The sequence below is a fragment of the Paenibacillus sp. FSL K6-1217 genome, assembly GCF_045040735.1.
Classification (GTDB): Bacteria; Bacillota; Bacilli; order Paenibacillales; family Paenibacillaceae; genus Paenibacillus_AQ.
In genome coordinates this window covers 629,927-653,431 of the sequence record NZ_CP150271.1, presented here as the reverse complement: position 1 = coordinate 653,431, position 23,505 = coordinate 629,927, and the positions used below count along the sequence as shown (strand labels likewise).

Here is a 23,505-nt window from a genome sequence, read left to right as displayed (position 1 = left end):
TAACTTGCGCAACAAACTCTCATACCAGCAGCCTGCCAACGGATATCCCGAATGGAACAATAACCCTGAGCTTTTTCAATTGAACCGTATAGATGCACATGCCTCCATGATGTCTTTCCCGGCAGCGGCCGATGCCCTGCAAGGGAATAAAGAAGCCTCTTCCCGTTACCAGACGCTGAACGGAACGTGGAAATTCGCTTTTGCCGAAACGCCGGATGCGCGGATCAAGGATTTTTACAAGGCCGGATATGATTCGGCGGATTGGGCAGATATCACCGTCCCTTCCCACTGGCAGTTCCAGGGATATGATTATCCCCAGTACACCAACGTACGCTATCCTTGGGAAGTATCCGAGCCGGATCTGAAGCCTCCCTTCGCTCCGACGGTATACAATCCGGTAGGCTCCTATATCCGTTCGTTCAGCGTTCCGCAGGATTGGGACGGACAGCCGGTATTCCTCAGCTTCCAGGGCGTGGAATCCGCCTTCTATGTATGGGTGAACGGCGAACTGGCCGGATACTCTGAGGATACCTTCACACCGTCAGAATTCGATATCACCGCCTACCTGATTCCCGGCGAGAACAAGCTGGCCGTTGAAGTCTACCGCTGGTGTGATGCGAGCTGGCTGGAAGATCAGGACTTCTGGCGTCTGAGCGGAATTTTCCGCGATGTCTATCTCTACACTGCGCCTCCAGTACGGGTAGCCGACTTCTTCGTCCGCACCGGGCTGGACAAGAGCTTCACCGATGCGGAGCTGCAGGTCGACCTGACTCTGGAGAACTATTATAACCGGGTCACTTCCGCACATTCTGTAGAGCTACAGCTCTATGACAGCAAGCAGCAGCCTGTATTGGCAGCGCCGGTGTCAGCCGGATTTGCTTTTGAACAGGATGGAACTCAGCAACTTAAGCTGTCCGCAGCCGTGAAGAATCCGCAGAAATGGAGCGCGGAGAAGCCTAACCTCTATACCCTGCTGATTTCTGTGAAAGACGATCAGGGACAGCTGCTGGAAGCGCTTAGCTGCAAGACGGGCTTCCGCACCTTCGAGATCCAAGACGGCCTGATGAAGATCAACGGCAAACGGATCGTATTCAAGGGGACGAACCGCCATGAATTCTCCTGTGATACCGGCCGTGCGCTCTCCAAGGAGGACATGATCACCGATATCAAGCTGATGAAGCTGCATAATATTAATGCTGTGCGGACCTCGCACTATCCAAACCAATCCGTATGGTACGAGCTGTGCGATGAATACGGTCTCTATGTGATCGACGAGACGAACCTGGAGACACACGGCTCCTGGCAATACGGACAGAAGGAACTGCATGAGGGCAACGTTCCCGGCAGCCGCCCGGAGTGGCGCGCGAACGTCATTGACCGCTGTAACTCTATGATGCAGCGGGACAAGAACCATCCTTCGGTGATCATCTGGTCGCTTGGCAACGAATCCTTCGGCGGCGATAACTTCCTGGCCATGTACGACCACTTGAAGGAAGCAGATCCAACCCGTCCGGTGCATTACGAAGGCACTTATCATTACAGACCTTCGGATGCGGCCAGCGATATTGAATCGACCATGTACATCAAGCCGGATGAGGTGGTGCAGTACGCGCTCAGCAGCCCTAAGAAGCCGTACATTCTGTGCGAATACAGCCATGCCATGGGCAACTCCTGCGGCGGCCTGCATCTGTACACCGAGCTGTTCGACAAATATGACAGCATTCAGGGCGGATTCATCTGGGACTGGGTGGATCAGGCGATCCGCACATCGACTCCAGAAGGGGTATCTTATCTGGCCTACGGCGGAGATTTCGGGGAGCAGCCGCATGACGGCAACTTCAGCGGCAACGGGCTGCTGTTCGCGGACCGCAGCGTTACTCCTAAGCTCTATGAGGTGAAGAAATGCTATCAGAATATTATCATCACCGCACTGGATCTGAAGAGCGGAAGCTTCGAGGCCCGCAACAACTTCCTGTTCACGGATCTGGCAGACTATCAGCTGAGATGGACGCTGGCCCTGAACGGCAGGGCGGCCCAGGAAGGACAATTGCCGCTCTCCGCAGCGCCTGGCGAAGCAGCCAGCTTCACGGTTCCGCTGGATTCAGCGCTGCTTGAATCGGACAAGGAAGCAGTGCTAACGGTGTCATTTGTTCAAGAGAACGCAACCGCCTGGTCTGAGGCCGCGCATGAAATTGCCTGGGAACAGTTCGTGTTAACCCCGTACATTCCATCCGGCAACCCGGATAGCTCAGGCAATACGCTACAGGTCAACGAGCAGGATGGCTTCCTGACCTTCGAAGGCAAAGGCTTTGCGCTCTCCTTCGAGACTGCAACCGGCGCGCTTACTTCTCTGAAGTCCTCCGGGAAGGAGTATCTGCTGACACCGGCCAGACCTAACTTCTGGCGGGCCGTAACCGACAACGATCTCGGCAACAAGCATCCCGAGCGTTGCGCCGTCTGGAAGGAAGCCTCCTATGAGCGTCAGCTGGCCCGGTTCAGCTGCCGCGTGGAAGGCAATCTCGGCTTCGTGACCGCCGACTATCTGCTGGGTGCGCAGCCGCAGTCCACTCTGCGTGTGCATTACGAGATTCGCACAGATGGTTCTGTCGAGATTGTCCAGGAGCTGAACCCGGGCAGCAGCAGCCTGCCGGAGATCCCGGAATTCGGAATGGTCTTCGAACTGGACAGCAGTCTGGACACGATCTCCTGGTATGGCCGCGGGCCGCATGAGAACTATTGGGACCGCCAGACCGGAGCTCCGCTGGGACTCTACACAGGCAAGGTCAGTGAGCAGTTCACGGATTACCTCCGCCCTCAGGAATGCGGCAACAAGACGGATGTCCGGTTTGCTTCCGTTACCGCAGGACACGAAGGACACGGATTATCCGTAGAAGGCGCGCTGCCGCTTGAAGTTAATGCGCTACCTTGGTCTCCGGCTGAGCTTGAAGCCAGCGACCACGGCTACAAGCTTCTAGCCTCTGACAAAACCGTGCTGCGTGTCAATTACAAGCAAATGGGTGTCGGCGGCGACGACAGCTGGGGTGCGCCAACGCATGAGCAGTTCACGCTGCCTGCCAACCGTCCGTATACGTTCAAGTTCAAGCTCTCCCTGCTATAACCCCTGCCTTCTCCCTTAAGGCAGCTCAGCACAATGTCTGTAACGAGCTGAAGACAGCTTTTCATAATTTCCCGGAAGGGGTTATGGAAGGCTTTTTTTGTATTCCTACTATAATTCTGGTCCATGAAGAAAGAAGCGTGGCAGGACCACTCCCCAGGATACAATTATACTCTTCTGTATGTACACTGCTCTCTAAAGAGCAAGAATAGTCGTAATAACACTTTGCTTGGCGAATGAGCACTTCCTTTGTCACCTGTGCAGGGAGCCGTCCAAGAATAACGAATTACTCATAGAAGACTACTACACTGGAGGGATTAGAATGGAAATTCTGAAAACAAAGGAAGCTGCGGAGCTGCTGTCCGTTAGCCAGACTACGATCAAACGCTGGGCGGCCATGTTCCCCGATTTCTTTCCAAAGGACCGTCTTGGACATTATACCTTCTCGGAGCAGCAAATCAGCCAGCTCAATCATATTAAAGACCGTATTAATCAGGGGGAAGCACTGGAAGGCATAGATCCGGATCTCACGAACGGCAAGCTGCCAAGGGGCCCGCTGCATGAGAATCCAAGCCTAAATACAGATGGTGACCCTATGAATAAAATATGGTCCCGGATCGAGTATATTGAACACGCACTGGATCAAAAAGCGAGCGAGATCGTTTCGGTACAGCTGCTCCAGCAGCGTGCAGAGCTTGAGGATATGCGAGTAATGATTAAGCAATTATCCGCATCTCTGGAAACAATGCAGAAGCCCGGCAGTCCATCCCTATCCCCGCATGAAGAGCTTTATCCGGTTGCCTCTGGCAGGCTGATGTCTCCGCCAAGGAAACGTGGTCTATTGCGCTCTTTTTTCTCATTCCTATAACCCTATAGTACGCTGCACTGCCGTCTCTTCTAACTCAGCTCCTATATTACCCCGGTGAGGAGATATCGTATGTCAGAGTCAGCCGCAAGAATCCGGGATGAGATCCTGGACTCTATGACAGAACTATTCGGGGTGCATGTCACCGAAGCGGTGCAGATTGACCAGGGCTTCCTGAATCTGAAATGGAGACTGGACAGTGATCACGGCCGTCTGTTCGTCAAGCAATACAGCAAGATCCGTTACCCTGAATCCCTCACCCGCGGACTGGAGGTCTCCCTCAGCCATCAGGATCATCTCTATCTGCAAGGCCTTCCTGTTCCGAAGCTATTTTCACACCAGGGGCACTATGTATTGAGGACGCCTTCACAGGAACGGTACGTGCTGATGGCCCTGTGTGACGGGCACAGCATTGCCCCCGGCTCGGCAACGGAGCAGCAGATGTACGCTCTCGGCAGAGTGGTCGGCCAGATGCACTGGCTGCTGAATGCGCAGCCTGCTTCCTTGCCGCTGAACTGGGAGGTACGCAGCCAGGCATCCATGCTGAGGAACTGGGAGAACCGCTATCTTCAGGCCGCTGCCCGGCAGAGTGAAGATACCCTTGCGGCGCTTGAACTTCAGCGGAGAATTATTGACCGGATGGACACTTCCATCTTCGCAGACTGCGAACGGGGCTGGGGCCACCGGGATTTGTTCGTGGATAATATGCTGTTCCGCGCAGATCAGGTGTCGGCAATCCTTGACTTCGACAGGCTGCATTTCGTCTACCCGGAATTCGATGTAGCCCGGCCGATCCTCTCCTGCACTTTGACTGAAGACGGGCTCAGGCTGGACCGGGTAAGGGCTTTTGTGACGGGCTACCGCGAATATACGCCCTTGCCTGTAACTACATTGATCCGGTCGCTTAAATTAACATGGTGGAAGGAAGCCGAATGGATTGCTGTGCCTCAGGAGGATGAATTCCCTCCGCTCGTCCGCTTCCGTCAGGAGAATCAGTGGGTCGCGGCCAACTGGGACCGCTTGAATGAATTTGTCGCCGGTATCTGAGCAAGCCCTAAGCCTCAGCTCTGGTACAGCCGGATGCTTGCGATGGTCATAACCGCAGGAAGCGCAGCTTCATCCACCTCCACCGGATCATACCAGCCGCCAACGGCAAGATTAAGCAGCAGATAAAAGGGCTGGTCGAACGGCATCCCCGGCGCAAGCCGCCGCTCGGCGAAGCAGTGCCCGTCCACCAGCCATTTCATGTAGCTCTCCGCCCATTCCAGCGTATATTCCCGGAATTCGTTAATCGTTCCGTGCTCCAGCTCATGGGTGAACTCTTCGACGACCTTCTGCGTAAAATCCGCTCCATAATGCAGCGTTCCTGCAATGTGCCTGGGCAGGCGTCCCTTCGCCTCCAGGATATCAATCTCGCCGGAAGCAGGCCAGGGACCATACGCCTGATCCTGCGGGAGCAGCCAGATGGCAGGCCAGATGCCCTGGCCTACCGGCAGCCTGGCACGTACCACCAGCCTGCCGTAGCAGTAAGCGAAATGATCCCTCGTATCGATCCGTGCCGAAGTATACGCGAAGCTGCGCTCCTCCTGCCCGGTCACCTCGCGGCGCGCGCAGAGCTCCAGCCCCTCCCCGCCAATCGACAGATTCCCCGGCCGCCCCGTATAGAATTGCTGCTCTCCATTCCCCCAGCCCGGGTAGACCGCATTCCCGTCATTGTCCAGCAGGTCATTGCCGAGGCGGATATTCCAGAGCTTCAAATCCGCCGCTTCACTTGTGAAATCCTGTTCCCATACAAGCTTGTTCATCTGTGGCACACTCCCTTCAATTAACCATAGCATAATGAATTTCCGGCCCCTGTGGGCGGAATCCAAAAAATTGGGATAGGGCCAATAATCATGGCCTTTTTTTCGGCCGGCCTTTTTCATACGATGAAGAAGGAAGGGGGCACAGTACATGTTCCACACCCGAACGGGACAAATGAAAGCGCTTCTAAGACAGTGGCAGCTGCAGAGCATGGTGATCCCGGGCATTCTCTGGATGTTTATCTTCTGTTACATCCCTATGCTCTGGCTGATCATAGCCTTTATGGATTTCAGTATTGCGCGGCCCATGCTGGAATCTCCGTTTGTCGGGCTGAAGCATTTCCGGGATTTCCTGACGGATGACCGGTTTTGGCGCTCGATCCGCAACACCCTCGGGATGAGCAGCATCAAGCTCTTCCTTGGCTTTCCCATCCCTATTCTGTTCGCCCTGCTGCTGAATGAAATCCGCAGCCTGCGGTTCAAGCGCACGGTGCAGACGATCTCCTATCTGCCCCATTTCATCGCCTGGACCATCTTCGGCGGCATTGCACTCAACTGGCTGGGCGAGGGCGGCGTCATGAACCAGCTGATGATGGCGCTGGGGCTTCAGGACCGGGAGATTCTGTTCAATAGCGAGCCGAAGTACTTCTGGTGGATTACCTTCTTCACCGACACGCTGAAGGAGACCGGCTGGAGCGCCATCATCTACATAGCAGCCATAGCTGGCATTGATCCGGGGCTGTATGAAGCCGCAGAGCTGGACGGCGCGAACCGCTGGCAGCGGATGTGGCATATCACGGTACAGAGCATCCGCCCCACGATTGCGATTCTCTTCATCCTCGCCGTCAGCGGCATTCTCGGCAGCAACTTCGAGCAGATCTTCATGCTGAAGAACAATATGAACATGAAGATGGCGGAGAGCCTGGACCTCTATATCTATAACATGGGGCTGGTCTCCGGGCGCCACTCCTTCTCCACCGCCGTTCTGTTCGCCCGCTCGATTGTAGCGCTGGGGCTGCTGCTGTTAGCCAATCAGACGTCCAAGAAGTTAACCGGGGACAGTATTTTTTAACTCAACTCCACCTGGAAAGGAGACAACCGATTCATGGCAAGACGCGGAAGATTCCGGCGGATTGGCGCTTTCGAGATCGGCAATACGCTGCTGATGCTGGCCGTCTGCTTCCTGACGCTGTACCCGATGTGGTTCGTGCTCGTCAACTCGCTGAATTCACCGGAGCAGGCTTCACTCGGAACCGTCAACTGGTTTCCCTCAGAGCTGTCGCTGGCCAGCTACAGTGTGGCTTTTAACGATAAGACCTTGATGAACGGATTCTACATCACCACGATGCGGACGGTTATCGGAACGGTGGTGCACGTGCTGTTCACCGCAATTATCGCTTACGGAATCAGCAAGACGAACCTGATCGGCCGCAAGCTCTATCTCAAAATCTCTCTGATCACCATGCTATTCTCAGGCGGGCTTATCCCCTCCTTCATCCTCATGACGAAGCTGGGCCTGTATGATAGCTTCTGGGTGTTCATCATCCCGTCCATGTATACTTTCTTTAATATGGTCATCTTCATGAGCTTCTTCCGCACGATTCCCGACAGTCTGGAGGAGTCCGCCAAGGTAGACGGTGCTTCGGATTATGGCGTATTGTTCCGGATTGTCCTGCCCAATAGCATGGCGGTTATTGCGACCATTGCGCTGTTCTCCGCCGTCTATCACTGGAATGATTATTACCAGGGTGTCATCTACATCCATTCCCAGGAGCTGCTGCCTCTACAGACGATGCTGTACAAAATCATCGCCGAGAATTCCATGTCCTTCATGCAGCAGCAGGCGATGGCCCAATTCGGTGCCCGGCTGCCCGGCAACTCGATCAAATTCGCCTCCATGATGGTGGCTACGCTGCCGATCCTGATCTTCTACCCCTTCATTCAGCGTTATCTGGTCAAGGGCGTGATGATCGGCGCGATTAAGGGATAACCCCAGTGAGTCTAACCATACCTAACCCGAAAGGATGATTTTGCCGTGAAAAGCAAACCTGTACGCCCTGTCCTGGCCGTCATTCTGGCCGTAATCCTGAGCTTAAGCCTGGCCGCTTGCAGCAGCAATTCCGCCAAGAAGGAGAATGCGCCAACGGCTGCGCCGCAGGCTGAAGCAACACCAGCACCGCAGGCTGAGGCCAAGCTGAATGCGGAGGAGCCCGCCTGGAAGCTCGATACCAGCCCGGTGGATCTGACCTGGTTCGTCGGCGCGAACTGGTATGCCCACACCTGGGGCGATAGTCTCGCCTCCAAATATGTCACAGAGAAGACAGGCGTTAATATTAAGCTGGAGGTTCCCTCCGGGGAAGCGAATGAGCAGGTTACGCTGATGATGACCTCCGGCAAGCTGCCGGACCTCATCTCGATGGGCTCCTGGGAGACTGCGGTCCAGAAGCTGTGGGAAGGCGATCATGTCTATGCGCTCAATGAACTCGCCGACAAGTATGATCCGTACTTCTTCAAGGTTGCCGGTGACGGCACGCTGAAGTGGTACCGGCAGGAGAACGGCAACACCTACGGGGTGCCGAATGACTCCTACAGCCCTAACCTGATGCATGAGACCGGCATGACGGCGGCCAACCAGACCTTCCTGGTCCGTAAGGACCTGTACGAGGAGATGGGCAGACCGGATCTAAGTACTCCAGAGGGCTTCCTGGGTGCGCTGCAACTGCTCAAGGATAAATACCCGGAGTATAAGGGTCAGCCGATCAGTCCCTTTTTCGCCCAAGGGAATGTGCCTTACGGGATGACGGAATATCTCCAGAATCTGCTGGCGGTTCCGCACGAGAAGGACGGCAGTGTCTATGACCGCATTACCGATCCCGAGTATGTCACCTGGCTCCAAACCTTCCGCACCGCCTATGAGCGCGGACTGATCAACGTCGACTTCCTGGTCGATTCCGATACCCAGGTGGAAGAGAAAACGAACAACGCCCGCTACTTCATGATGATCCGCGAATGGACCGGCATGTCAGCGGTCAATCCGATGCTCGCTGCCGGGGCTAACCCTGATTCCTACTACATCGCGGTTGACGGACCGCAGAATAGCAAGCGCGAGAACGCCAAGCTGTTCCCCGGCAACATGGACGGCTGGATGGTGACTATGATCAGCAAGTCTACGGAGAACCCGGAGCGGGCGATCCGCTTCCTGTCCTACCTCGCCAGTGAGGAAGGACAACGCGACCTGTTCCTCGGCAAGGAAGGCGATACCTGGGATTCGGTGGACGGCAAGCCGCAGCTTAAGGCCGAATTCGCAGACATGCTGGGCAGCAATATCGAGAAGCTGGAGAAGGAGTACGGCATTCTCGACACCTACTGGATGATGCGTAATCCGGTCATCGTCAACCAGTGGAGACCGGAGAAGGCACCGGTCATTAAGCAAATGGAAGACTTCGCGAATGCGCAGGCCGATATTGACAGCGGTATCTACAAAGGACTGGACCCGCTCGGCGATTCCGATGTGGCCGTAGCCTGGTCACGGATCTCACAGAACTGGGAAGAGGTACTCCCGGAGCTGATTACGGCCAAGGATGAGGCTGCTTTTGACAAAATCTTCGAGAGCTTCCTATCCCGCCGCGACAGCTACGGCTTCGCTAAGGTTATGGAGTACCGCCAGACCGAGCTGGACGCCCGCAAGGCCAAAATGGCGGAATAGGAATAATCCGCCTGTAAACTACTCTGTACCGGCGGCCGTGAGGGCTGCCGGTATTTCCTGCTTAGAAGGAATGCGGCTTGGCGCTGCAATGCCATATTCCCTACCAGCCCATTTATAATCTATGCTATATTACTGGGATGGGAGGGGTTACCGATGAAGAGGCTGCTGACAACGTTAAGAAGGCTATACCGCAATGCCCCCATCTCGCAAAAGCTGTTCCTGGCCTTCAGCCTGATGATTGCCATCCCGGCCATTGTGGTGTCTTCCCTGTTCATCCGCAGCCAGGAGGGCCAGCTCTACAAGGAAGCCATGGCGGAAGGCAGCAATCATGTCGCCCGGCTGAACGAACGGATACGGAGCCGGCTCGACATTCTTGAGAACGCTTCCTCAACGGCTCTGACCCAGAAGTCCTTCGTGGATTTCATCCACTCGGGCATGCGCGGGGACGGTCTGCGGCTCGTGAAGTTCAAGCAGAATCAATATGAACAGATGCATAATATCATTCAGAGCCATGAAATGATCGACAGCCTGAGCTTCTATGTCGATAACCCCGATGTCTATGAGATCTGGCCGGAAATCTATCATTACAGTAAATTCTGGCCGCAGGATTACTGGATCACCCTCCGCGATGAAGGCGGCGCCGCCTTCCGGCTGTTCTCCCTTAAGGATGGCGCAGATACCTTGTCTTACTACAGGCTGGTGCGGCTTCAGGGCCAGCAGCAGAGGCTGCCTACCATAATGGAGATCCGTGCCCGGCATAGCGTCTTGTTCAGCGATCTGCTGGAGGACAGCGGGCGGGATTTCTTCACAGTGATTATGGACGGCGCGGATGCCTCCCGTAATGTCTACCTCCCGGGGCATGAGTTCCCGCAGAAGGCCGGGGAGCAGCTGGACGACATCCTTAGCCGCACCCATGGGCAACTTAATGCGCTGGAACAGAACACTCCCATCAAGGTTGATTCCGGGGATCAGACTTACTATGCGCTGTACCGTTATATCGCTCCCCTGAACGCCTATGTGGTAGACATCGCTTCCCGTCAGGCACTGATGAAAGGCCCGCGCGACGGGTATCTGCTGGTCATTGCCATCACCTCCTCCGTGCTCTTGCTCATGCTGCTGCTGGTGTCGAGAATGACACGGCTTATGTTCCGCCGGCTGGAGAAGGTGCTGGGTTCAATGCGCAAGGTACGCAGAGGCCAGCTGGATGCGAAGATTGATACCGGGCTTCGCGCGAATGAAACCGGTGACGAGATTGATTATGTCGCCGTCAGCTACAATAGCATGCTGGACGAAATCCGGCAGCTGATGACACAGGTGGTCGATAAGCAGCTTATTGCCAAGAACGCACAGCTCCACTCTCTCCACGCCCAGATCAACTCCCATTTTCTGTACAATGCGCTGGAATCGATTAGAATGCGTGCAGAGGTAGAGCGGCAGCCTGCCATCGCAGGCGCCCTGGTCTCACTGGGGTCACTGCTGCGTTACAGCATGCAGTGGCGCAGCGATACGGTGGCGCTCAGCGAAGAGCTGGCCAACATCCGCAGCTATATCCGGTTCATCAACTTCATGGAAGGCGGGAGCACTGAGCTGTCGGCCGATCTTCCCCCGGAGGTCCAGCGCTACCGCATCCCGAAGATGTGCATGCAGCCCATCGTCGAGAACGCCGTACACCATGCGGCCCCTTCAGGCGACAGTGTCCACATCACCCTTTCGGTGCGGGTAGAGCATAACAGCCTGCTGCTGATCGAAATCCGCGATGACGGCGCCGGGGTAGATCCGCAGATGCTGGACAGTCTACAGTCTGTGCTCCGGGGCGACTCTGACACACCGATTATCAGCAACAGCAGCGGGCTGGGGCTGGACAATGTACATAAGCGCCTGCAGCTTCATTACGGCAAGGATTGCGGGCTGTGGATTGACAGCGTTCAAGGGGAATATACCTGTGTAACCCTAAGACTGCCCTGGGAAAATGAGAATCTGGGAGGTTGGTAGGCATGATCAATATTCTGGTGGTAGACGATCAAAAGCATATCCGTGACGGACTGCAGGCGATGCTGCATGAGTTCCCCTGTCAGCCGGACCATATCTACAGTGCCGCTAACGGAATCGAAGCGCTGGCGCTTCTCCGCCGGCACAGCATCCAGCTCGTCATTACCGATATCCGCATGCCGGATATGGACGGCCTTGCGCTCATGGCGCAGACCGGGCAGGAACGCCTGAAGGTCGATTACCTGATTATTAGCGGCTACAGCGATTTCGCCTATGCCCAGCAGGCGATCACGCTGGGAGCCAAAGGTTATTTGCTCAAGCCCGTGAAGCGCGAGGACCTGCAAGCCTCGGTGGAGCATGTCTGGCAGGAGATCGAGACGCGAAGGTCGCTCTCCAGCAATCTGGAGCAGCTCTCCCGGCTGGCCCGGGAGACGGACCGCAAGGAGCTGCGCATGTATATGCAGGGTGCGGCAGGCGATCAGGCATGGATTACAGAGACTGAGCAGCAGAACCCGGGGCTGTGGCGCAGCTACCGCCTCTGCCATCTGCGCGAGGAACGCTGGATTAACCAGCCGGGGGCCAGCAGCAGTCACAGCATCGAAGCTGTGGCCTACCGTGTGTACGGCGGGCAAGGCTGCATCACTCTCCAGCACCGCCCCCACCTGATCCTGGCTGTGGATGCCGCCATAGATCCAGGGGCCCTCCCTGCTGCGCTCAGCGCAGAGCAGATTGGGGCCGTCACGGTAATGACCCAGCCGCACCAGGGATTAAGCGCCTTACCAGGCAGTTATACACAGGTGCTTGAGCTCTACCGCCACAGCTTTCTTTTCCCGGATACGCGCTGCCTGCTTCCTCAGCACATAGCGCGGCTGGAGCAGCACTGGGAGCTTCCTTATGAGGAGCTGTATGCCCTCTTCCAGTTAACCGGCACCAGCAATAGCGGCAGAATTACCCAAGGAATCTCCTGCCTCTTCCATAAAGATGTGCTTCAGCGCTATCACATCCGGTACACCCAGCAGCTATGCCGCGCCGTAGTCCGGATGATGGAGGACTATGAGCGTGTCATCCGTCCTTATCTGGGTGAAGACGCGCTCGATCTGGAGTGCCTGCGCAATCTGTTCGACTATCCCGGCATCCGCGAATATATTCAGGCCCTGCAGCAGCAGCTCCTGCGGCTGGACCAGTTCTACTATGAATACAAGTGCAGCTACCGCAGCTCGCAGGACCTGAATGAAGCCATCCGCTTCATCCACGAGAATTACCATAAGCCGCTGGATCTTGCGATGGTATCCAATCATGTCTCGCTGAACTACGCCTACTTCTCCAACCAGTTCAAGAAGAATATCGGCAAGGGCTTCGCCGAATATCTGCGTGATGTGCGACTCGACAAAGCACGGCGGCTCTTGGCCGAGACCGACCACAAGATCATCGACATTGCCGCCATGGTCGGCTACGAGAGCTACAAAAGCTTCACCCGCGCCTTCCGCGATGCCATGGATATGCAGCCCACCGAATACCGCCTGCTGATCCGCCGGCAGCCGGCAAGTGAAGAGGATTACCGGGACACTGTGCTGTGAAAAAGCTGAACCCCATTGGGCCCATGCGCCTTGAGCGAGCCCATTGTATGCTGTTTTCCGCATACATTTGGCCCACGCGCCTTGAGCGAGCCCATTGTATGCTGTTTTCCGCATACATTTGGCCCACGCGCCTTGAGCGAGCCTACTGTATGCTGTTTTCCGCATACATTGGACCCACGCGCCTTGAGCGAGCCGATTGTATGCTGTTTTCCGCATACATTTGGCCCACGCGCCTTGAGCGAGCCCATTGTATACTGTTTTCCGCATACATCCCACCTACTCGCCTCCCCAACAGCCCATCACTGGCAACAAAACCCAAAAAATTGGGTCATAACAAAAAGGATTGTCCCTTTTAGAGGGGGATCAGATTCGATAGAATAAAGATGTTCTCTCACATGTAAGCGGTTACCTTCACTACCATATTATTAAAGGAGGGCAAGTATGAAGCGACTTCACCTTATGGAACCCGGTTTTAAGCGGAAGGTACTTAGTCTGTTTCTGGTCCTGATGCTGCTGTCCGGCATCGGCCAGCTCCCTGGTTCAAAGAGCGCAGAGGCAGCAGGCACCACGGTTAGCTCAATGGCTTATTTCTCAGCGGCAGACGGTCCTGTGATCTCCAAATCAGGTGTCGGCCAGGCCAGCTACGGGTTCGTCATGCCGGTATTCAACGGGGGCTCTGCTGCATGGAGCGATGTGTCGGATGATGTGGGCGTCAAAGTAAAAGTAAACGGCAACTGGACAGACATCGACAGCGCAGGCGGCTATGTCTACAACCAGAACTGGGGGCACTGGAGCGACGGCGGGAAGAACGGCTACTGGTTCACGCTCTCGGCGACCACCGAAATCCAGCTCTACTCGAAGGCAAACAGCGGGGTTACGCTGAATTACACGCTTGCTTTTCAGAATCTGAACAAAACAACCATCACCGCCATGACCCCTACCCAAGGGCCGCAGCTGACAGCAGGCTTTACGGGAGGTGCAGGCTTCACTTACCCAACCTTCAACAATGATCCGGCCTTAACCTATGAAGCCGTGGCAGAGGATCTCAAGGTATTCGTGAAGCCGGTCGGCAGCAGCACCTGGATTGACATTAACAACAACGCGGCGAGCGGCTGGATCTATGACAGCAACTTCGGCCAGTTCACCGAGGGCGGCGGCGGATACTGGTTCACCGTTACCGAATCCATCAATGTCAAGCTGGAATCGAAGACCTCGTCCGCCAGTCTGGTCTATACTATCACCTTCAACCAGCCGGTCCGAAATTCATATGTCCTGTCGGCTTATGACGGCACAGCATTTACTGCAGATAATAACGGATCTATCGGTTTTCCTCTGCCAAAAATTGACGGGGGCGCACCGATTAACAGCGAGCTGGGCAAATACGTCTATCAGATCAAAATCGGCGGCCAGTGGGTCGATCTGAGCAATTCCGGCCAAAGCGGCTTCGTGTACGCAGGCAACGGCTACAACAATATGTCCGCTGCCAACCAGTGGGGTTACTGGTCCGATTATGTCTATGGACTGTGGTTCCAGCCGATCCAGGAGAATATGGAGATCCGCATCGGTTATCCGCTGAACGGGCAGCAGGGCGGAAATGTAGGCAGCAATTATGTCTATTACACCTTCACCGGCAACCCGAATGCCCCGCGTCCGGATGAGAGCGATCAGGAGGATATTACGCTGGGTACCCCGTCAGATCCGGCTGTGGCCGGCATGAACCTGATCTGGCAGGATGAGTTCAGCGGAACTGCGCTCGACACCGGCAAATGGAACTATGAGCAGGGTTACTATATTACCAATGACCCTAATAGCTGGGGCTGGGGGAATAACGAGCTTCAGCATTATACGAACAGTACGGAGAATGTTTTTGTGCAGAACGGACAACTGAATATCCGGGCCAAGAACGATCCGAAGTCCTTCCCGCAGGACCCTAACCGGTATGCACAATATTCCTCCGGCAAAATCAACACCAAAGACCATCTATCCTTCCAATACGGCCGGGTGGACATCCGCGCCAAGCTGCCGACAGGCAACGGGATCTGGCCCGCCCTCTGGATGCTGCCGAAGGATGCCGCTTACGGGGCATGGGCGGCTTCCGGTGAGATCGACATCATGGAAGCCAAAGGACGGCTGCCCGGCACAACCAGCGGCGCGGTTCACTTCGGCGGCCAATGGCCGGTGAACAAGTACATCGCCGGTGAATACCACTTCCCGCAAGGCCAGACGTTCGCGAACGACTATCATGTGTATTCCATGGTCTGGGAAGACGACAATGTGAAGTGGTATGTGGACGGCAAATTCTTCTTCAAGGTCAACAGATCGCAGTGGTATTCCGTAGCTGCACCGAATAACCCGAATGCTCCCTTCGACCAGCCGTTCTATCTCATTATGAATCTGGCGGTCGGCGGACATTTCGACGGCGGGCTCTCCCCTGCTCCGTCCGATATCCCGGCAACGATGCAGGTAGATTATGTACGGGTCTACAAGGACGGCAGCGGCGGCGGGAATCCCGGCAATCCGGGTAATCCGGGCAACGTCGCAGTTAGCGGCGTCTCCGTTACTCCTGCCACTGCCCAGGTGCAGGCCGGACAGAATGTCCAGTTGACCGCCAATGTAGCGCCGTCCGGCGCGTCCAACAAGCAGGTTACCTGGAGTGTGGCGAACAGCAATACCGCCTCTGTAAGCCAGAGTGGTCTCGTCACCGGGCTGGCAGCAGGTACAACAACCGTAACGGCGACAACAGCGGACGGTAACAAAACAGCCAGCAGCACCATTACCGTGACCTCACCGCCTCCGGCCGTGATTGTGATCGGCGATCAGGTGCGCGGCCTGAAGAAAACAGGCAATAACCTGCTCTTCTACGTGAATGGAGCCACCTTCGCCGATCTGCATTACAAGATCAACGGCGGCGGCCAGCAGAATGTAGCCATGACCTCTACAGGCAACGGCAATTACACCTACGCGGTGAATAACGTGCAGCAAGGCGATACCGTGGAATACTCCTTCACTTATAACCCGGGCCAAGGGGCGCTGGATACATCTTGGCAAACTTATGTGCATGGAGTGACGCAGGGAACACCCGAGTAACAGCGGGATGCTGTAACTGACATGCGGCTGTATGCTGAGCCGCTTTATATGGCCTCGATCCGAGGGGATGGGACAGTCTTAGGACTGTTCTATCCCCTCTTTTTTGCCGCCAGGGCACCTGTTCATGCAGCCATATAAAATTACCGGAAACAAAATGTGACCGGATGCCGTCCTAAAGGGTGTTATAGATAAAGGAGGGCATAACCTCATGCAGCAACCCATGACCCGGCCGGGCAATCATGTGATACAAAGTTACGAAGTCTATGCAGAAATGCTTTACCGGATTGCCCTGGTTCATCTGGGCAGCCGCCAGGATGCCGAAGAAGCTACGCAGGACACCTTCATCAAGCTGATGGAGAAAGCTCCAGTATTCAAGGATGACGAACATCAGAAAGCATGGCTGATCCGTGTAATTACCAACCATTGTAAGAATCTGCTGGGCAGAGGCTGGCGCAAGCGCGAGGTCAAGCTCGAAGGCGTGGAGCCGATAACGTCCGATAACCCCGAGGAATTAGCTATTCTGCAGCTCGTGCTGGCACTGCCGGTGAAGTATAAGGCTGTGATTCATCTGTACTATTACGAGGATTACCCCGTCCAGGAGATCAGCAGGATTCTGCAAATCAGCGAGTCTGCGGTGAAGATGAGACTTCAGCGCGGGCGGCAGCTGTTAAGACTGGAGCTGGAAGGAGCAGAAACAGAATGAACGAAGATCAGTTTCGAACCCAATATAAGAAAGCGGTGGATACTATGAAATCAAATGAAACGATGAAGCAAGGACTGGTCAATAAAATGGAACAGAAACGCCGTCCGCGTAAAATGGTCTATATCGCAGCAAGCGTACTGGTCGCCGCCGCCATCGGCTTGGCCGGACCCGGCGTCATGAAGCAGTTGAATGGAACGGCAACCCCGAATCAAGTGGCCCAGGTAGATCCGGGTACACCCGCTGCGGGGAACTCCGCTGGAATTGTCATTCCCAAGATCGAGCTGCCTGATAAAAACTCCGGTGTCTCCGCAGATATGATCGCCCTGGTCGTATACAAAGGCAATATCTATACTCAAGCCGCGACCCGTATCGAAGCGGCCGATGCCGCCGCACTTCGTGGCGAGAAGCTGGGCCGGACGACCAGCGGAATCGACGAATGGAGCGGCAAGGATGCGTATACGGAGCTGGCCTCGAACATTGGTGAGACGGATATTTATGCCGTCAAGGATTATGATTCCGGGTTCATGATCATGTCCTATACAGAGGCTGACGGCCAGGTGTTCGCCGAACTGTACGAACACACCAATGGGATTACGGTGAACAGCGGGGCCGATCTGTTCGGCAAGCTGAATCTGGAAGGCCATATCGCTTCCGCCCAGTGGGAGAGCTTCAACAGCTGGAATAACGGCCTGCAGCAGAATAAGCCGCTGCCGGAAGGCGCCGCGCTGGACGGCTTCCTGAGCGCCCTCATGACCGCCAAGCCACTCGCCGCCGAGCCGCTGACAGAGCAAGGCATCTATGACAGCGAAGACCGCAAGATCATCTACTTCCAGCTTGATAACAAGGCACGGGTGGAGCTGACATTATTCGGCCAGGGAATCGTGCGCTACGGCAATGCTCCGGTATTCTTCGAGATTGAGTCCGGCGCGTTCGAGGCGCTCTGGAACAGTATGAAGCAGTAAGCGGCTGCTTACCCGCATAGGTAGTGCTCATAACTATCCAGCTTATCCAATAGACATACTAGAGTTAAAAGAGGTGTCCAAAAAGCCATGAAATGGCCACTTGGGACACCTCTTGTTTTTTGAGTGCGATGTACTCGTGTCGCTTGCTTTAGTGGATGCTCCGCGAACGGACTGGCGCTAAGGAAAACAGCCCCACGAATGGGGCTGAGGCTTACAGTTATTACGATAATTTCACAATAGACACTTGGGCTGCCAGACGCCCGCCTGCTGAAGTAACAGCCGCGCTGTCACCATCGTTAAACAAATCAATAGTCTCACTGACACCTGTCACGGGTACGATTAGAGTAGCACCAAGACTAATGGAATCTGGAGCAATAGGAGCAGGGGTGTTAAATGCTCTGCCGCCCGGAATTGCCGTCGCGCCGCTGCGTAAAACAAAGGAGAATGATGTCCCTGCCGCGGCAAGCGCTCCGCTTATGTTCCATGAGATCAAATAGTTCCCTTGTACTAATGCAAGCTGCAGATAACACAAAAATGCAGAGCAACGCTCTCCAGTAAATGGAGAACCGTTGCTCTGCATACTTTTTGCGGCTTAAGAATAAAGAGAACTACTTTCCGGCATGGAACAGGTTTTAAAATAACATGACTACAGTGACCTCACAATAATCGCTTCGCATGACTACATTAGATGATAGGCTTCGTAGGTAAAGAATTGAATCACTAGGTTGATTTAAAAGATTGATAATAGCTGTAGAACTGTGACATGCATTAGAGTTATTGGAACTCACGGTCTGGGTACCTGGAACTTCTGAAGCATTTCTGAAAAATTGAAATTCGGAATTATTGCTGCTGGTAGATACAGAATACATGGCCAAATATACATGATTTCTTTTCAATGTTATTTGTCCTCGTGACGTTCCTGTCGTAGAAAGAGTAATAGTATTTCCTGAACTTGTGATAATGCTGTCAAAAGGAACGGGACCTGAAGTATTGATAGTGGCGTTTGTGGAAAGGGTTGCAAATAAAAACTGGTCCGCTAATCCGGTGACCCCGGTCACTCCAGTCACTCCAGTCACTCCTGTCTCGCCTGTAACTCCGGTCACCCCCGTCTCACCTGTTACCCCAGTCACTCCCGTCTCACCTGTTACCCCAGTCACTCCCGTCTCACCTGTTACCCCAGTCACTCCCGTCTCCCCTGTTCCCCCAGTCACTCCCGTCTCACCTGTTACTCCAGTCACTCCCGTCTCACCTGTTACTCCAGTCACTCCCGTCTCACCTGTTACTCCAGTCACTCCCGTCTCACCTGTTACCCCGGTCACTCCCGTTTCACCTGTTACCCCAGTCACTCCCGTTTCTCCAGTTACTCCGGTCACTCCCGTCTCCCCGGTTACTCCGGTCACTCCCGTTTCCCCTGTAGTACCCGTAGCTCCCGTGGGACCCGTAACACCAGTGGCTCCCGTGGGACCCGTAACACCAGTGGCTCCCGTGGGACCCGTAACACCAGTGGCTCCTGTAACCCCAGTCACTCCCGTGGACCCCGTGGCTCCCGTGGCTCCCGTATATCCGGTAACTCCAGCACCAGTGGTTCCAGTCGGGCCCTGTTCACCGATGGGAATCCAGTCCGTGTAGTTGGCTCCCGCCTGCATACTGCTGCGGTAATAGAGCGATGGGTTGGAGATGTAGAGTTGCTGTACGTAGTCTCCGACACGGGAGACATAGAGAGTCCAGACGGCCTTGTGAAGTACGTCTGGACTGTCATATGGCCACGGACCGTCCGGGTTGTCCGAGCTGTAGACTCCTGGCTCGATATACGGAGCGAGGAGATTGCCCGAAGGCTCAATAGTGAACGGGAAGACCCCATTCGCGGCATTCAGCACGACCGTGCCGATCTGGCCGTTGACACTTGTGACGCCCCCGGGGGGGCCGGTAGGTCCGATAGGTCCTCTCAGCGTGGGAACATTTGCGGCGGTCTTTAGCTTGGAATCGAGCATCATTTCTTGACGGAAAATGGTGTCCAGCATGGCTTGAGTACTGCTGTTGACCTCCAGCACTTGAGCCAGTGTGGCCGGGGGACCGCTTATTCCGGGGAGTGTGCCCAGAGCGAACTGAATCTTCTCGCCTTCAGCGTTAATGATATGGGCCAGTCCGAGCTCTTCCATCGCAATGGAGGAGAACAGCAGATTGATAACATCATCTCTTGAGAGAGTGATCGTAGGGGTGATGTTCGGCATATTGGGATTGGACAATAGGATTTACCTCCTCACGTTGAGTTATGCTACAATATTCTTAGACAATCTGATAAGTAACCAGCAATAACCTAAGTTGTAATATGTAATTTAATGCCAGAAAAAAGAAGCGTCCCAACAACCATAAACTGGATCGGGACGCTTCTCACATCTTAACTTTTGCACAATCCATCCGCTCCACTGTTAACAGAGAGAAACTCAGACCAATGATTCAGGCGCTGGAGCAAGCCCGGAACTATCCTTCCATTGTGACTCAATGTACTCCTTAATCTGCTCAGCGAGCTTGGCCGGAGGTGTAGACGTTGAATCAAAGGTTGGCATCGGCGGGTCATACTCCGAATCTGCATGGTCCAGCAGCCACTGCGCGAATTCCTCATGCTGCTTAAGCATATCGTCGGTCCAGGTCGCTGTATCCTCACGGCCCCGCAGGCGGGCATTACGGGTGGCATCGTCACAATGCAGGTTAATAAAATGCACTTCGCTGAACGCATTGTAAACATCACATTTCTTAGCGTCCCAAGGCATCATCGTCCCGCAAATAATCGTCCCTCTTCCCGACAATGCAACCGCACGCGCACAATGCAGCAGCACATTATACCGGTCCTGATACTCCAGCTTCTGGCCCGTTGTCCCGAAATTATCGTCATCCGTGCTGAACAGCACAAATTCCGTCATCTGTCTCCTTAACTCGTGCATCACCGTTGTTTTGCCTACGCCGCTGGCTCCGGTGATAATAAATAATGGCCATTTGCTATTCATACGTTCTCCGTCCTCTCTTCACTCAAGCATTCCAATACATACCGCTGATCCGCCTCTGAACTCGTCCAGAATATCACGGTGGCATAGGTAATATTCATCTGATGCAAGGCCACGTTATTGTGACACTCGTCATTGATTTCAAATTTCCCGTCAGCATAATTAACAATCAACGAAGGCATATCCCACCCGCTGTAGCACTCCGTCATCTGCTCAACAATGTCATAAAAGCCGGCAATTTCATCTGCTCTGGTCAAATACGTTGGGGCGCCTTCTTCTATGCCAAACTTCGTGATATCCATGCGAACCGGTCCCGTATACGTTCTAGGCTCCAGCAGTAATCCGTCCGCAAATACCACATTCCCCCCGTCATTTCTCAAAAAGAGCTGTAACCACTCCTCTATCGCCCCCCGCCGGGCGTATTCTATTGCACAACCTGTAGTCCCGTAGATCATCCCCAACGTCTGCCTTTCCTTATGTGATATCTTAATCATACCGGAGAGCCGGGAAAGGTCATATGACGAGAATAGTTAAAGCTATTCCCGGCATAAGCCTATCCGTGCATAGCATAATCCGCCAGCTCCGTAATCCATAGGATCACAGGATACTCACTCACCTCAGAGCGCTTAAGCGCTTCCAGCAATGGATTGCCGCAATTCAGCTCCAATTCCCCTTGTGCGCGGCCGAACAGCAGATAGGTATGAATCCATTCTTCCAGCATGCCTGCTTCCGAGTAGGCTTTGGCGGAGTTTGTAGTGGGATGGTAATCCAGTTTATTCGTGTCCTTCTTGGAATACACAATACGTTTGACCGTCTCCTCGGACAGAAAGTATTCCTTCGACAACTCACAGACCGGGGTCCCATTCAGAAATTTATTAAGCATCATCTGATTACGTCTGACCAGAGCTTGGCGGTGGCCCGAAACCTCGCCCCAGGCCTTCTTGTGGTTATCCTGCGGAACATACAGCAGCTTGCCCGCTGCATATTTCTTCACTTCCTGTAACAGCTTCTCCGGCAAAATATCCCCGGCATTCTCATAGTTCATAGGATTTACCTGCCTGTGATGCAATTAGATGGATCGCACTATACATTGTTTCAATTAGATTTTAGTCATTAATATCTTATTACCCCTTCAACGCGGTATTTCTTCTCCCATTCCGACATAGCGCTTGAATCAAGCCTGATTAGCTTAGCTGGGGTGTATTCGTTGCACTGTCTCAGTTCACTGCTGCCGCATATCCCTCGCAGTTCTTTAATTCTGCGCACTACTTCCTCATCGGTACGAATCGCAGCCGACTCTTCCTCAGACACGACCATAAGCGGGATTTCCTGCTTCACATTGGTTAACGTTCCATCGCCGCCCGTGTAGGACAGCTCAACATTAATGGTATATTCCCCACAAGGGATCGGCTCCTGCGTGAAAATTTCAAAGTACAGGTCCGTTAGTGCCAGCATCTCGTTAATCCTTAATCTCCCACTGCCGTCTTCAACAGTACCACTCAGATCAGGAGACCGGTGAAGCCCTGCCGGAAGGATGAATTGTAAGCGGGCATTCTGCACAGGACCCGGCGGAGCCAACTGAATCCAGAGATGATTCATGCCTTCTTCATGCTCAATAGCAGATTTTGCAAAACGCATTTGGATCATACCTGTCCCTCCTCTTGAAGTAAACGGGTGACGGCCTCAACCATCTTCTCCTTCAACGCAGGCGAGATCCGAGGGCTAACGGAGAGAATTACATCTTCACTGATAACATGCAGCTCACTATGGAGCATCTGATCCGACTGGTACAGCCGCAGATTATCCCCGAGCTTGATCACATCATCCAGCGGCAATCCCGCCAATTTCTCCTGTGCCGAAGCCAGCGTCTCGCCGCTCTTGGACAAGACAAGGATGGCGCGCAGATAGTGCAGATGATTGTCGGTATAGACCCGTTTGTTCCCGGCCAATTCGAGCGGCGGCAGCATCCCGATCTGCGTGTAGTACCGGACCGTCCGCAGATTCATCTGCGGATCTTCGTTCTGCAGTACCTCAGCCAATTGCTTCGCAGTGTACGTATTCATAGTACTCACCTTTCTTATCAAAACAAAAGTTACACTAAACTGTATCATTTACAGTTTAGTGTAACAAATAAAGAATGTCAATGTTCTCACTTTACTTGAGATCTGGGTATTGCTGAAGATCAGAGGTAAAAGATTGATAGGTCCTAATTACAAAAAGAAAAAAGCCTGCCAACCTTAACTGGTTGATAGGCTTTAAGTAAAAAAATTCAAACTGTATAATTTATAGATTAAATTTAAATTTAAATTTTCACAATTGTTCTGTACTTATTCAAATACAGGAGGAACTGTGGAATTTCCAGCTTTTTTCTTACTTAAAACTCCCATGAATCCAGCCACGATAAGTAGTACTCCTGAAAGAACGTAGAACAACGAAATACTGATAGCCCCAGCTACACCACTAACCAACATAAGAAATCCTGCTAGTTTTGGCTTACTTTTAGAGAACGCAGAACCAACTATTCCCAAAATACTGAATAGTAACGCAGAAACTGCCAACCCTGTAATACTTGAAGTGCCACTATCCGAAAAAGCAGCATCAACGCCTCCGATAGCCATCGCTAAGAGTGAGGCGATAATACCAGTAATACCACCAATTAGACCCATTGCAAACATTCCAAATCCCCCCATGGTAATT

20 protein-coding genes are annotated in these 23,505 nt (G+C 53.8%); 12 read left to right on the top strand and 8 right to left on the bottom strand.

Features of this window, described 5'->3' with window-relative positions:
• Positions 1-4: 4 nt before the first annotated feature.
• The 3 genes from MHH28_RS02595 (at position 5) to MHH28_RS02585 (ending at position 5,027) form a co-directional block, all read left to right on the top strand.
• Positions 5-3,118: a glycoside hydrolase family 2 TIM barrel-domain containing protein gene (locus MHH28_RS02595; protein ID WP_405111379.1), complete on the top strand. Its 3,114-nt coding sequence runs from the start codon at positions 5-7 to the stop codon at positions 3,116-3,118.
• 319 nt (positions 3,119-3,437) lie between these two features.
• Positions 3,438-3,983 (top strand): MerR family transcriptional regulator, encoded by a 546-nt coding sequence (locus MHH28_RS02590; protein WP_405111376.1) that lies wholly within the window; start codon positions 3,438-3,440, stop codon positions 3,981-3,983.
• Between the two features lie 69 nt (positions 3,984-4,052).
• Positions 4,053-5,027, top strand: coding sequence for a phosphotransferase (locus tag MHH28_RS02585; protein WP_405111373.1), 975 nt, complete (start codon positions 4,053-4,055; stop codon positions 5,025-5,027).
• Positions 5,028-5,041: 14 nt separating this feature from the next.
• Here MHH28_RS02585 and MHH28_RS02580 read toward each other — a convergent pair whose 3' ends face one another.
• A complete protein-coding gene (locus MHH28_RS02580; RefSeq protein WP_405111370.1) occupies positions 5,042-5,785 on the bottom strand; it encodes a family 16 glycosylhydrolase in 744 nt (247 codons plus the stop codon).
• 172 nt (positions 5,786-5,957) lie between these two features.
• Between MHH28_RS02580 and MHH28_RS02575 the strand changes: the two genes are divergently transcribed.
• The 8 genes from MHH28_RS02575 to MHH28_RS02540 all read left to right on the top strand — a co-directional run bounded on the left by MHH28_RS02575 (position 5,958) and on the right by MHH28_RS02540 (position 17,806).
• Entirely contained in the window at positions 5,958-6,854 is an 897-nt protein-coding gene (locus MHH28_RS02575; protein ID WP_405111367.1) for an ABC transporter permease, read from the top strand.
• Between the two features lie 33 nt (positions 6,855-6,887).
• Entirely contained in the window at positions 6,888-7,772 is an 885-nt protein-coding gene (locus tag MHH28_RS02570) for a carbohydrate ABC transporter permease (protein ID WP_340941603.1), read from the top strand.
• Between the two features lie 45 nt (positions 7,773-7,817).
• Positions 7,818-9,488, top strand: a complete 1,671-nt coding sequence (locus MHH28_RS02565; RefSeq protein WP_405111363.1) for an extracellular solute-binding protein — start codon at positions 7,818-7,820, stop codon at positions 9,486-9,488.
• Positions 9,489-9,641: 153 nt separating this feature from the next.
• On the top strand, positions 9,642-11,480 hold the full coding sequence (locus MHH28_RS02560; protein WP_405111360.1) for a sensor histidine kinase: 1,839 nt from the start codon (positions 9,642-9,644) through the stop codon (positions 11,478-11,480).
• Positions 11,481-11,482: 2 nt separating this feature from the next.
• On the top strand, positions 11,483-13,054 hold the full coding sequence (locus MHH28_RS02555; protein ID WP_405111357.1) for a response regulator: 1,572 nt from the start codon (positions 11,483-11,485) through the stop codon (positions 13,052-13,054).
• 441 nt (positions 13,055-13,495) lie between these two features.
• The gene (locus MHH28_RS02550; protein ID WP_405111354.1) at positions 13,496-16,141 is read left to right on the top strand and encodes a family 16 glycosylhydrolase; all 2,646 of its coding nucleotides are present in this window, start codon (positions 13,496-13,498) and stop codon (positions 16,139-16,141) included.
• 208 nt (positions 16,142-16,349) lie between these two features.
• Positions 16,350-16,844, top strand: coding sequence for an RNA polymerase sigma factor (locus tag MHH28_RS02545; protein WP_405111351.1), 495 nt, complete (start codon positions 16,350-16,352; stop codon positions 16,842-16,844).
• A complete protein-coding gene (locus MHH28_RS02540) occupies positions 16,841-17,806 on the top strand; it encodes a hypothetical protein (RefSeq protein WP_405111346.1) in 966 nt (321 codons plus the stop codon). The genes MHH28_RS02545 and MHH28_RS02540 overlap by 4 nt, the downstream gene beginning before the upstream one ends.
• A gap of 220 nt (positions 17,807-18,026) precedes the next feature.
• Here MHH28_RS02540 and MHH28_RS02535 read toward each other — a convergent pair whose 3' ends face one another.
• Positions 18,027-18,299 carry a hypothetical protein gene (locus tag MHH28_RS02535; RefSeq protein WP_405111343.1) on the bottom strand — a complete coding sequence of 91 codons (273 nt, stop codon included), beginning with the start codon at positions 18,297-18,299 and terminating at the stop codon, positions 18,027-18,029.
• Positions 18,300-18,766: 467 nt separating this feature from the next.
• On the opposite strand from MHH28_RS02535, the gene MHH28_RS02530 reads away from it, so the two are divergent.
• A complete protein-coding gene (locus tag MHH28_RS02530; protein WP_405111340.1) occupies positions 18,767-19,435 on the top strand; it encodes a DUF4573 domain-containing protein in 669 nt (222 codons plus the stop codon).
• Between the two features lie 815 nt (positions 19,436-20,250).
• On the opposite strand, the gene MHH28_RS02525 is transcribed toward MHH28_RS02530, so the two are convergent.
• From MHH28_RS02525 to MHH28_RS02500, 6 genes are all read right to left on the bottom strand, one after another.
• The gene (locus MHH28_RS02525) at positions 20,251-20,811 is read right to left on the bottom strand and encodes an AAA family ATPase (protein ID WP_405111337.1); all 561 of its coding nucleotides are present in this window, start codon (positions 20,809-20,811) and stop codon (positions 20,251-20,253) included.
• Complete coding sequence (locus MHH28_RS02520; protein ID WP_405111334.1) at positions 20,808-21,188, bottom strand: hypothetical protein; 381 nt, start codon at positions 21,186-21,188, stop codon at positions 20,808-20,810. Before MHH28_RS02520 ends, MHH28_RS02525 begins: the two co-directional genes overlap by 4 nt.
• A gap of 173 nt (positions 21,189-21,361) precedes the next feature.
• A complete protein-coding gene (locus MHH28_RS02515) occupies positions 21,362-21,853 on the bottom strand; it encodes a CD3324 family protein (protein ID WP_405111331.1) in 492 nt (163 codons plus the stop codon).
• Positions 21,854-21,921: 68 nt separating this feature from the next.
• Entirely contained in the window at positions 21,922-22,455 is a 534-nt protein-coding gene (locus MHH28_RS02510) for a hypothetical protein (RefSeq protein ID WP_405111328.1), read from the bottom strand.
• Complete coding sequence (locus MHH28_RS02505; RefSeq protein ID WP_405116803.1) at positions 22,452-22,871, bottom strand: MerR family transcriptional regulator; 420 nt, start codon at positions 22,869-22,871, stop codon at positions 22,452-22,454. Before MHH28_RS02505 ends, MHH28_RS02510 begins: the two co-directional genes overlap by 4 nt.
• Before the next feature lie 264 nt (positions 22,872-23,135).
• Positions 23,136-23,483 carry a DUF4064 domain-containing protein gene (locus MHH28_RS02500; protein WP_405111325.1) on the bottom strand — a complete coding sequence of 116 codons (348 nt, stop codon included), beginning with the start codon at positions 23,481-23,483 and terminating at the stop codon, positions 23,136-23,138.
• Positions 23,484-23,505: the final 22 nt, after the last annotated feature.